The organism is Pseudomonas spirodelae (assembly GCF_034653255.1).
Taxonomy (GTDB): Bacteria; Pseudomonadota; Gammaproteobacteria; order Pseudomonadales; family Pseudomonadaceae; genus Aquipseudomonas; species Aquipseudomonas spirodelae.
In genome coordinates this window covers 312,295-323,333 of sequence record NZ_JAYEET010000039.1, presented here as the reverse complement: position 1 = coordinate 323,333, position 11,039 = coordinate 312,295, and the positions used below count along the sequence as shown (strand labels likewise).

The 11,039-nt window shown below is 59.8% G+C and carries 8 protein-coding genes and 1 pseudogene; 3 read left to right on the top strand and 6 right to left on the bottom strand.

The window, feature by feature from the left end:
* Nucleotides 1-483: 483 nt before the first annotated feature.
* Complete coding sequence (locus SOP97_RS13225) at nt 484-1,647, bottom strand: type III PLP-dependent enzyme (RefSeq protein WP_322949442.1); 1,164 nt, start codon at nt 1,645-1,647, stop codon at nt 484-486.
* A 461-nt stretch (nt 1,648-2,108) separates the two neighbouring features.
* Here SOP97_RS13225 and SOP97_RS13220 point away from each other — a divergent pair, with 461 nt between their 5' ends.
* Complete coding sequence (locus SOP97_RS13220; protein WP_322949440.1) at nt 2,109-3,692, top strand: peptide chain release factor 3; 1,584 nt, start codon at nt 2,109-2,111, stop codon at nt 3,690-3,692.
* Between the two features lie 46 nt (nt 3,693-3,738).
* Here the strand turns inward: SOP97_RS13220 and SOP97_RS13215 are convergent, their stop codons facing one another.
* The gene (locus SOP97_RS13215; protein WP_322949438.1) at nt 3,739-4,956 is read right to left on the bottom strand and encodes a hypothetical protein; all 1,218 of its coding nucleotides are present in this window, start codon (nt 4,954-4,956) and stop codon (nt 3,739-3,741) included.
* 179 nt (nt 4,957-5,135) lie between these two features.
* Here SOP97_RS13215 and SOP97_RS13210 point away from each other — a divergent pair, with 179 nt between their 5' ends.
* The gene (locus SOP97_RS13210; protein ID WP_322949436.1) at nt 5,136-5,915 is read left to right on the top strand and encodes a TatD family hydrolase; all 780 of its coding nucleotides are present in this window, start codon (nt 5,136-5,138) and stop codon (nt 5,913-5,915) included.
* A 104-nt stretch (nt 5,916-6,019) separates the two neighbouring features.
* Here the strand turns inward: SOP97_RS13210 and SOP97_RS20430 are convergent, their stop codons facing one another.
* On the bottom strand, nt 6,020-6,724 hold the full coding sequence (locus SOP97_RS20430; RefSeq protein WP_411912068.1) for a methyl-accepting chemotaxis protein: 705 nt from the start codon (nt 6,722-6,724) through the stop codon (nt 6,020-6,022).
* A gap of 153 nt (nt 6,725-6,877) precedes the next feature.
* Nucleotides 6,878-7,081, bottom strand: a pseudogene (locus tag SOP97_RS20425) (HAMP domain-containing protein); the annotation flags it as partial.
* A 1,189-nt stretch (nt 7,082-8,270) separates the two neighbouring features.
* Here SOP97_RS20425 and SOP97_RS13200 point away from each other — a divergent pair.
* Nucleotides 8,271-9,173 (top strand): ROK family protein, encoded by a 903-nt coding sequence (locus SOP97_RS13200; RefSeq protein WP_322949431.1) that lies wholly within the window; start codon nt 8,271-8,273, stop codon nt 9,171-9,173.
* Nucleotides 9,174-9,439: 266 nt separating this feature from the next.
* On the opposite strand, the gene ampE is transcribed toward SOP97_RS13200, so the two are convergent.
* Nucleotides 9,440-10,276 carry a regulatory signaling modulator protein AmpE gene (gene ampE / locus SOP97_RS13195; protein WP_322949429.1) on the bottom strand — a complete coding sequence of 279 codons (837 nt, stop codon included), beginning with the start codon at nt 10,274-10,276 and terminating at the stop codon, nt 9,440-9,442.
* A complete protein-coding gene (gene ampD, locus SOP97_RS13190) occupies nt 10,273-10,836 on the bottom strand; it encodes a 1,6-anhydro-N-acetylmuramyl-L-alanine amidase AmpD (protein ID WP_322949427.1) in 564 nt (187 codons plus the stop codon). The genes ampE and ampD overlap by 4 nt, the downstream gene beginning before the upstream one ends.
* Between the last annotated feature and the right edge of the window lie 203 nt (nt 10,837-11,039).

Sequence of the window (11,039 nt, the reverse complement as noted above, 5' to 3'; positions counted from 1 at the left end):
GCGGCATGACCTGTTCGGCCCTTGATGGCGTGGTTGACCGCCACTTACTACGGCCTCGGCTGACTTCTGCACGCCCATCCCGTCGCCTCTCGACAATCGGTAGCACAATGGCAAGCGTACAGATCTCCCAGGGTAATTCGCGCGACCTTCCTGCTTATGCCTGTCGGATCTACGTCGCAGCGTTCCGTGCAAGTATCGGGCTTTGGCGATTATGGCCACCTCACCCCGCTGCGCCGCCTCATCCGCTTCCTGTTCGTCAGGCCAGCATTTTGCCTCGGGCTTCCTTCAGATTCGCAGTCGTCCGCGACACCCTTGCCTTCAGCTAACACTTCCCCTTGCCGGGTGTGTAGAGGACTTTCACCTCCAAGTCGCCAGGCTCACCACCACAGTGAACCCGACAGCGCCAGTCACGGCGCTACGCGCCATGCCTGGCGCACCACAAAAAACCCCGCCGAAGCGGGGTTTTAGCAAAGCAATACAGCCTTACAGGTAGAACGATTTCAGCGGCGGAAAACCATTGAACTCAACAGCGCTGTAGCTGGTGGTATAGGCACCGGTAGACAACCAATACACACGGTCGCCGATTGCCAGGTTCAGCGGCAGGCCGTACTTGTAGTTCTCATACATGATGTCGGCGCTGTCGCAGGTTGGCCCGGCGATCACCACCTCTTCCATCTCACCCTTCTTCTCGGTGTAAAGAGGGAACTTGATCGCCTCACCCATGGTTTCGATCAGGCCGCTGAACATGCCCACATCGACATACACCCAGCGCTCTACAGCGGTACGCGACTTACGCGCCACCAGCACCACTTCACTGACCAGGATGCCGGCATTGGCAATCAGCGAACGGCCCGGTTCAAGAATGATTTCCGGCAGATCGTCGCCGAAATCCTCCTTGAGGAAGCGAATGATCTCTTCGGCGTAGGTTTCCAGGCTGTTGGTACGGGTGATGTAGTTGGCCGGGAAGCCGCCGCCCATATTGATCAGCTTGAGGGTAATACCGTCTTCTTCTTTAAGGCGCTCGAAGATCACCTTGACCTTGGCAATCGCCGCATCCCATACGGAAATATCACGCTGCTGCGAACCGACGTGGAAAGAGATGCCATAAGGCACCAGGCCCAGGTCGCGAGCGAGAATCAGCAGATCCATGGCCATGTCGGTTTGGCAGCCGAACTTGCGCGACAACGGCCAGTCGGCGGTGGTCGAGCCCTCAGTGAGAATGCGCACATAGACTTTCGAGCCCGGCGCGGCCTTGGCGATGTTGCGCAGGTCCGCTTCCGAGTCGGTGGCATACAGACGCACGCCCTTCTCATAGAAGTAGCGAATGTCTTTGGATTTCTTGATGGTGTTGCCGTAGCTGATGCGCTCCGGCCCCACGCCACGGCCCATAACCTTGTCCAGCTCATAAATGGAGGCGATGTCGAAGCTGGAGCCTTTTTCCTTGAGCAGGTCGATGATTTCGACTGCCGGGTTGGCCTTGACCGCGTAATAGATGCTGGCGAATTCGAAACCGGCGCGCAGGTCGTCGTAGGCCTGACTGATGATCGCGGTATCGATCACCACAAACGGGGTTTCCTGGGTATCAGCAAACGCCTTCATGCGCTGAAAAGTGGCGGGTGCGTAATAATCTTCGACCTTGATCGACATGCTCGACTCCATATGGCAAAACCAGAAACACACTAATTCGGGCAGCTAAACCGGGCACAGGTTCAACTGCGTTTCAGGGGGCGGCCGCGAACGGCCCAGAACGTCTGATCAGTTTCCCCACTTTGGTTCGCCTACTTCCCAAGGCATGTCGCCGAGTACCGCATGGTCTCTCGTCGTCAGTACTTGAGCCGGATGGATCGTTGCCAGCATGGACGTTCGGGCGCGAACTTTAGGGCCATGGGCAGCTGAGATCAATCAAAAATGCCGTGCTTTTGACCCTGATTGTCGTCTTATTGATTGAACGTTTTATATTCAAAACAAAACGTCAGGAATGCCGCACAAAGCGTAGAAAAATCGCGGTTTGCTTGCCTGACTACAGGTCGCCGCGCTGAACGGCGTTTACCGTTATAATCGTCGCCTTTTTTGACAGACCGACTATTCAGTCGACGGGTTCTCGCACAATGACCATCCAGGCCGCCGAAGTCGCCAAACGCCGTACGTTTGCGATCATTTCTCACCCCGACGCCGGTAAAACAACGATTACCGAGAAACTCCTGCTGATGGGTAAGGCGATTTCGGTCGCGGGCACGGTGAAGTCGCGTAAGTCCGACCGCCATGCCACCTCCGACTGGATGGAAATGGAAAAGCAGCGCGGCATCTCCATCACCACCTCGGTGATGCAGTTCCCTTACCGCGATCATATGATCAACCTGCTCGACACCCCCGGCCACGAAGACTTCTCGGAAGACACCTACCGCACCCTGACCGCGGTAGACAGCGCGCTGATGGTGCTCGATGGTGGTAAAGGCGTTGAGCCGCGCACCATCGCCCTGATGGACGTGTGCCGCCTGCGCGACACGCCGATTGTCAGCTTCGTCAACAAGCTCGACCGTGACATTCGCGACCCGATTGAGCTGCTCGATGAGATCGAAGCCGTCCTCAGGATCAAAGCCGCGCCGATCACCTGGCCGATTGGCTGCTACCGCGACTTCAAGGGTGTGTATCACCTCAAAGACGACTACATCATCGTCTACACCGCTGGTCACGGCCACGAGCGCACCGATGTGAAAATCATCGAAAAACTCGACTCCGACGAAGCCCGCGCACACCTGGGCGATGAGTACGAGCGTTTTATCGAGCAGCTGGAACTGGTCCAGGGCGCCTGCCATGAGTTCGATCAGGACGAGTTCATGAATGGCCAGTTGACCCCGGTGTTCTTCGGTACCGCGCTGGGCAATTTCGGCGTCGATCATGTGCTGGACGCCGTGGTCAACTGGGCACCCAAACCGCTGGCCCGCGTCGCCAATGAGCGCACCGTAGAGCCCGTAGAAGAGAAATTCACCGGCTTCGTGTTCAAGATCCAGGCGAACATGGACCCCAAGCACCGCGACCGTATCGCCTTTATGCGCATTTGCTCGGGCAAATACAGCCAGGGCATGAAGATGCGCCAGGTGCGCACCGGCAAAGACCTGCGCATTGGCGACGCCCTGACCTTCTTCTCCAGCGAGCGTGAAATGCTTGTGGAAGCTTATGCCGGCGACATCATCGGCCTGCATAACCACGGCACCATCCAGATCGGCGACACCTTCAGTGAAGGCGAGGCCCTGAGCTTTACCGGTATTCCGCACTTCGCCCCGGAGCTGTTCCGCCGCGTGCGCCTGAAAGACCCGCTGAAATCCAAGCAACTGCGCCAGGGTTTGCAGCAATTGGCCGAAGAAGGCGCGACCCAGGTGTTCTTCCCCGAGCGCAGCAACGACATCATCCTCGGCGCAGTCGGTGTGCTGCAGTTCGATGTGGTCGCCAGCCGCCTGAAAGAGGAATACAAGGTCGAGTGCGCCTACGAGCCGATTACCGTGTGGTCGGCACGCTGGATTGAATGCAGCGACAAGAAGAAGCTGGAGGAATTCTCCAACAAGGCCGTAGAGAACCTGGCGGTGGACGGCGGTGGTCACCTCACCTACCTGGCGCCGACGCGAGTCAACCTGGCGCTGATGGAAGAGCGCTGGCCAGACGTGAAATTCCGCGCCACCCGCGAGACCCACTAAAGCGCGCCAGCGGCGAGATCAGCTCTCGCCGCTGGGCTGCTCTCGGCTAAGCCGCCACCGGCTTAGCCAACACAATAATCGCCAACGCCACCCCCACTCCCGCCGCAAACCCCGCCGCGTGCCAGCGCTGGCCACGTCGCCATGCCGCCAATGCCGCCTGCAACGCTTGCAAGCCGTAGTAGATGACAAACATCTTCGAGGCATAAGTGATGATCTCGTAGATGTTCGCCGTCCAGGTGATCGCTATCGCCACCAGAGCGGTGACCAGATTGCCTAAGCGCACCGGCAAGCGCCGCCCTGACGACTCCGCCAGCAGCCCGCCGGCACCATTCATGTCGGCGACTGCTGCCGATAACTGCGACGCCAACGCAGTGAGAATCAGCAGCGGCGCGACCAGCAGCCCCAGCGGCCGCAGCAAGTCGATGATCGCCGTCTCACCGCCCTCCGGCGGAAGAGCACCGTTGAACAGCCCGGTAATCAGCAACAAGAACGCCATATAAATCGCGCAGGCGATCCATTGCGCCCAGCGCATGCTCTGGATACGGGTGGTGGCGTCGTATTGGCTGCCGAGGTAACGCGAGGTTTCAAAGCCTTGCACCAGAATCACCAGGCCCAACAGCACCTCGAGCTGCTGCATCCCCTGCAAGTGCGCTTGCGCCGCCCAACTGAAAGAGCCGTCCAGCACCGCCGACAGGTTGACCTGCGCCAACATCACCACCAGCCCGCCGATCAGCGACAGCTTCAAGGCCACCACCATCACCTCTAGCCGCTCCAGCCCGGCCAGGCCGCGTAACGCACCGAGCAGCCCGATGCCGGCGATCACAACCGTCGCCAACACCCGCGTCCACACGGGATCGACGACATCGCCCAGGCGCATGCCAAAGGCGGCAAATAAGTTCAGGTAATAGGCCACCGAAACAAAGTAGGCCAACGCCAGCGCCAGCTCAGACAAGCGCTCCAGGCCAACCTGGTAACGCGGCGGCTGAGCCAGCAGGCTCGGTTCAACATAGCGGATGTTGTAGCGGATGGCTGCGCCAAACCAGTAGCTCAAACCACACAAGGCCAACATCGCCAGCCAGGCTAAGGGGCCAACGGCATGCGCTAGAATCGGCCCGGCCACCAGGAAGCCGGAGCCGATAATCGACGCCAGTGGCGTCACGGTTGCGCGCCAACCGGGTGCAGCCATAAGGCGCGGCTGAAAGAACACACAGGCCAGCAGCAACGCTGCCCCGGCCAACACCATGTTATTGAGGCTAAACATCATCTACCGCAACCCGCTCAAACTGCTGAGCCGCATGCTGCCCGCCCAAGGCCAGGCCAAGCAAGCGCTACTTGCTTCCCACGAGGGCCGCGCTCGCTTAGGCTAAACCACCAGCGGTGGCATGACTGCATGCCCAACGGCCATTCAACCCTTCTATTAATGAGCGCTCCAGCCTTGATGCCATGCACCTGATCGACACCCACACCCACCTGGATTTTCCCGACTTCGATGCCGATCGCGACGAATTGCTCGCGCGTTGTCGCACAGCTGGGGTTGAGCGTTTAGTGGTGCTTGGCGTGCATCAGGCTAACTGGCAGCGCGTGTGGGATCTGGCGCTGGCTGAAGATGGCCTGTACACCGCCTTCGGTCTGCACCCGGTGTATCTCGATGAACATCAGCCTGCGCACCTGCATGAACTGCGCGACTGGCTAACACGTTACGCCGGCCACCCTAAACTCTGCGCCGTGGGCGAGTTCGGCCTGGACTACTTCCTTGAACGACTGGATCGCGAACGGCAGCAACAGCTGTTTGAAGCACAGCTCAAGCTGGCCATCGAGTTCGAGCTGCCCGCCCTGCTGCATGTACGCCGCGCCCATGCTGCGACAATTGCCACTCTCAAGCGGCTCAAGCCTGCGCGTGGCGGCATCATCCACGCCTTCGCTGGCAGCTACGAGGAAGCCCGCGAATACCTCAAGTTGGGTTTCAAGCTTGGCCTCGGTGGCGCGCCGACCTGGCCGCAAGCGCTGCGCCTGCGCAAGGTGGTGGCGCAGCTGCCATTGGAGGCCATCGTGCTGGAAACCGACTCACCGGACATGGCGCCGGCGATGCATCCCGACCAGCGCAACAGCCCGGAGCATCTACCTGATATCTGCGCAGCACTGGCCGAATTACGCGGCATCAGCAGCGACGTGCTGGCCAGCGCCAGCAGCCAAAATGCCGCCGAATTGTTTGGCTGGGACTAGCATCTAGAGCCGCGCTAATCCGGGCGTGCACCACGCGCAGCCGCCACCCGACAAAAACGACAAGGCCCACCTTGTAGGTGGGCCTTGTCGATACGGCAGAACGCTTAAACGCGGAAGGTGCTGATCAACTGTTTCAAGCGGGCCACCAGCCCGGACAGCTCGCGGCTGGCTTGTTCGGTCTGGCTGGCACCTTCGGCAGTGCGTTCGCCGGCCTGGCTGATTTCGACAATGTTCTGGTCAATATCATGCGCCACGGCTGTCTGCTCTTCGGCGGCGGTGGCGATCTGCTGGTTTTGATCAACGATCATGCCCACCGCGCCAAGGATATTCTCCAGCGCCTGCTGCACCTTGCCAGACTCATTGACCGTGTTGTCGGCCATCGCGTGGCTGGAACTCATCGCTTTGACCGCGGCGCCAACGCCGCCTTGCAGCGTGGCGATCATCGACTCGATTTGCTGGGTGGACTGCTGGGTACGCTTGGCCAGGTTGCGCACCTCATCGGCCACCACAGCAAAACCGCGGCCCTGCTCACCGGCACGGGCGGCCTCAATAGCCGCATTGAGCGCCAGCAGGTTGGTCTGCTCGGCGATGCCCTTGATCACGTCAAGCACCTGGCTGATCGAGGCGCTGTCACTGGCCAACTTGTTGATCACTGCCACCGACTGATCAATCTCACCCGCCAGGCGCTGGATGCTGCCGACCTGCGACTCGACCAGCGCACGGCCACTGACTGTTTCATCATTCACGCTCTGCGCACTGCCCACGGCTGCGGCGGCGCTGTGCGCCACTTCCTGCGCAGTGGCGGACATCTGATTCATCGCGGTGGCAATCTGGTCGATTTGCCCACGCTGCCCGGCGACAGCCTGGTTACTTTCCCCGGAGATCTGCTGCACACGATCAGCCTGGCGCTCAACCTCGACAACCGTCTGCCCAACGCGCTCGATAAGCTGGTGAATTTTGCTCACGGTCTCATTGAACACCTGGCCCAGCTCACCCAGCTCATCACGGCTTTGCGCCTTGAAGCTCACGGTCATATCGCCAGCAGCCACCTGGTTCATCACCTGACCGAGGTTCTTCAAGGTAGTGCGGATCGACACATAAAAGCCGCTATACAAATAAACAATCAGCAAGAACACCACCACCAGGGCGACCACCAGCAGCACCATCTGTACACGGTTTTCTTGCAAGCGAACCTGCAGTTGCTGGTCGAGGAACACCAGCACGGCGCTGTTAAGTTGGTAGGTCTGCTCCATCGCCGCACTGACATCGTTGTAAAACTGCGCCCACGGCATATCCAACGAGTCGGCGATGACCACTTTGTCCTCGAACAGCACCGCCATGGTTTTCAGGGTTTCCAGGCTGCTTGCGGCTGGGCTCGCCAACACCGTGCGCGCCTGCGCACTGCTGTTGAGCGATGTTTGAAGACTCAGGCCGTACTCGGCATGCAGCTTTTCCAGCTCCAGCAGCAGCTCATCAAACGCCGTACTGGCTGATGAATTAAGAAAGCCCTGCGCCAGCGAATAAGCGCCAATGGCCCGTCCCTCGCTAAGCGCTGCTGTGACCTTGGGCGTGGCCACACTCACCAGTTCGACCATCTGCCGAACCGCGCCCTGACGATCCTGACTCAGGCCAGCCTGGTTAGTGACCAGCTTGATAAACACCTGCGAGGAGCCCAGCAGCTTTTCCGCCAGGGCAATCTTGCTTTGCAGGGACGTCTCACTCTGTACCGCCGCGAGCTCGGCAATCAGCTCATCGCGCTTGTTGTTGAATTCGTCGATCTGCTCGGGTTCGCGCACCACCGCTGCCATGCCCTGCAGCGCACTGGAAATCGTCGCGTGAAGCTTAGTAAGACGCGCCTCCAGATCACCCGCCTGGCCAGACTGACCGATCATGGCGTTGATCTCGATAAGGTCGACAAAGTCCTCAAGGTTACGCCGCAGCGTCAGGCTTTCGCCCAGCAGGTCGATACTTTCGAGTGCCGCTTGGGTGCTGACGAATTGGCGGTAGGAGTCACGCACCAAGTAGAAGTTGGTGACGAGCATGGGCAGAAAGAACAGCACACTGATCAAGCTGAACTTCATGCCGAAGCTGAGGCGGTTCATTAGCGCGATGGCCGGATACAGCACGGTCTTCACAGGACGTCTCCAGTTCTAATTATTGTTGTGTCAGGTTACAAATAGGCCGCGCACAATGGCAAATGTGCGCCCTACATGTCCCTTGTTGCTCGACCTACGGCACGTGAATCAACCGGATAAATAGCGGGTGATTGACGTGACGACTGTCACAAAATTGCGACCGAGCATGGCGCCATGTATACCTCTTATCGACTTCAACCTCTGTAACTTAAGGTTAATGATGCACACACCGCTGAAGCTGGGTATTGATTTGGGTGGCAGCAAAGTCGAAATCATCGCCCTGGACAACGGCCGCCAGGTCTTACGCCGCCGCGCCCCAACCCCACAAGGCGATTACCCGCAAACCGTCGAGTTAATCGCTCACTTAGTGGAGGCGTGCGAACGCGAGCTGGGCACGCGCGGCAGTGTCGGAGTCGGTATCCCCGGCACACGCTCGCCTGACCATGGGCGGATCAAGAACGCCAACTCCCTGTGCCTGATTGACCAAGACTTACAGGCCGACCTCGAACAGCGCCTGCAGCGCCCGGTGCGCCTGGCCAACGATGCTGACTGCTTTGCCCTCTCAGAAGCCTGCGATGGGGCCGGCGCGGGAGCGCCTAGCGTGTTCGGGGCGATTCTCGGCACCGGCGTCGGCGGCGGCCTGGTCGTGCACCAGCAACTGCTCAGCGGGCCGAATGCCATTGCCGGCGAATGGGGACATAACCCTCTGCCATGGCGGCGCAGCGAGGACGGCCCGAGCCGGCGCTGTTATTGCGGCAAGGACGATTGCATCGAGACCTTTTTAAGTGGCCCGGGCTGGGCGGCGCGTAGCAATCTCGGCCTGGATGCAAGCGCCTTGGTAAGCGCCGCAACAGCCGGCGACCCCGGCGCGCAGCAGGCATTTTCGAATTATTGCAACCAACTGGCGCGTGGTCTGGCATCGGTGATCAACCTGATTGACCCACACGTCATCGTCCTCGGCGGCGGCATGTCCAACAGCAGCGCGCTCTACTCCGATGTAATGCCGCTGCTGGCGCGCTACGTGTTCTCCGACCAGGTCAATACACGCCTGCTGCAAGCCCAACACGGCGACTCCAGCGGCGTGCGCGGCGCGGCCTGGCTGTGGAACGACGACCGCAGATAAGCCTCGGTATTCGATAGATGCTGCAGTTCGCTTGGGGGGGGGGTTAGAGGCGCAGGGGGTATGGGTATGGCTATCTCCACGCAAACTGGGCGCTGCGTAACCCACCACACGACGATTTATCGATGGGCCGTCACGGAGGGTTACGGCGCACCGGAGGCTGGCGATGCATGCCTGGCCGCTGCTCGCGCCTAACCCACCCTTCGCATGACGGCGCCTCAGGCATCGCATAACCGTCCCGTACGGCTCACGTATAAGGGTAAGAGGTCTTAGATAAGCAGGGTCCACACGGCAAACCCCGCATACCAGAACACCGCAGCGCGCACCAACAACTGCCACAGCCCGTCCAGGCTGCTGACGCCGGCTTCACCAATCACCGGTTCAGGGATCTCGCCCGCCGCCCGCGCAGTGATGATCACCAACTGCGCCGCGCTAATGTCCCAGCTGAGCAACTCGTGCAGCAACGCCCGGCTCACCCCGGCAAAATTGCCCACCAGGGCAAAGCTGGCGGCTAACACACGCACCGGCAGCCAATCGAGGCCATGGCGTACCTGCACAGCCGCTTCACGCAGGGCTGGCAACGTCGCATGTTCGCTGCTCAAGGCAACCAGTCGATACGCCAGCGCCGCCACGGGCCCCAACAACGCGTACCAGAAGATCACCGCGAAAAAGCTCTGATAGGCCTGCCATACCAAATGGCCCTGCACACGCTGCAGTAACTCGCCCTCTTCGTCCGCCTCAAGCGACAAATCACGCCGGGCCACCAGGTACGCAGCCTCGGCATCGCCACGCCGCCAGCTGTCGCGAAACGGTCCAAGCGCCGCCAGCAGATCACCGCGACCCAGGCTGTAAATCACCACCACCAAATGCACCGGCAGCGCCAACCAGCCGTAAGCAACAGGCGCCAGCAACAATAGAATCAGACCCAGCACCAACAGCGGCAGCAGAACCAGCAAAGCCAAGGCCAGCCAAGGTCGTCCAGCCCATTGCGGCTTGCGCTCAAGCGCCGTCAATAACCGCAGCCAGGGGCCGTCGTGTTGAATATGCTTACGCCAGGCCGAGAACTTCTCGACCCACAGCACCAGCAGTAGCACCAGAAAATTCATGTCAGCTCCTTGTCTTGCTGCAATGCCAGGCGCATACGTTGCCAGTCGAATGCCGGGCCGGGGTCGGTCTTGCGCCCTGGCGCGATATCGCTATGCCCGCAAATACGCGCCAGGGTGATGGCCGGATAAGCCACTTGCAGTTGCTGAGTCAGCACGATCAGCGCCGCATATTGCGCGGCTGTAAAGGGCAGATCATCGGTTCCTTCAAGCTCAATCCCTAGGGAAAAATCATTACAGTTTTCCCGCTCGGCAAAGCGCGATTGTCCCGCATGCCAGGCGCGCTCATTACAAGAGACGAACTGCGTGACAGCGCCGTCGCGCTCGATAAAGAAATGCGCGGACACTTCCAGACTCGCGATACCGGCGAAATAAGGATGCTCATCCGCGTCCAGCCGGTTCTGAAAGAACGCCTGCACCTTACCCGTACCGAACTCGCCAGGCGGCAAGCTGATGTTGTGAATCACCAACAAAGAAACCTCACCCAGCGGCCGCTGATTGAAGTTCGGCGAGGGACAGTGCTGGATACCATCACACCAGCCACTGGAAGGGTCCAGCTGCATAAAAGCTCCTTGATTGAGCGGCCACTCTAGTTCAGCGTCGCCTCAAGGCCAAGCAAGCGTAACGGCGCCCCTAGAAGTAACCTTGGCAGAGATGCATGTTTATTTAGCTTCGATTTATGGGTTCGCTCGCAACTATAGGGGCCGAGACCGTCAAAGCAGCGACCCAAATAAAAACGCCGCCGAGGTAGCCCCGGCGGCGTTAT

What these genes read in the sequence shown, in the direction of transcription:
- SOP97_RS13225 (WP_322949442.1), bottom strand. Translation starts at nt 1,647, where the DNA reads ATGTCGATCAAGGTCGAAGATTATTACGCACCCGCCACTTTTCAGCGC.
- ampE (WP_322949429.1), bottom strand. Translation starts at nt 10,276, where the DNA reads ATGAATTTTCTGGTGCTACTGCTGGTGCTGTGGGTCGAGAAGTTCTCG.
- SOP97_RS13220 (WP_322949440.1), top strand. Translation starts at nt 2,109, where the DNA reads ATGACCATCCAGGCCGCCGAAGTCGCCAAACGCCGTACGTTTGCGATC.
- SOP97_RS20430 (WP_411912068.1), bottom strand. Translation starts at nt 6,724, where the DNA reads ATGTCCGCCACTGCGCAGGAAGTGGCGCACAGCGCCGCCGCAGCCGTG.
- SOP97_RS13215 (WP_322949438.1), bottom strand. Translation starts at nt 4,956, where the DNA reads ATGATGTTTAGCCTCAATAACATGGTGTTGGCCGGGGCAGCGTTGCTG.
- ampD (WP_322949427.1), bottom strand. Translation starts at nt 10,836, where the DNA reads ATGCAGCTGGACCCTTCCAGTGGCTGGTGTGATGGTATCCAGCACTGT.
- SOP97_RS13200 (WP_322949431.1), top strand. Translation starts at nt 8,271, where the DNA reads ATGCACACACCGCTGAAGCTGGGTATTGATTTGGGTGGCAGCAAAGTC.
- SOP97_RS13210 (WP_322949436.1), top strand. Translation starts at nt 5,136, where the DNA reads ATGCACCTGATCGACACCCACACCCACCTGGATTTTCCCGACTTCGAT.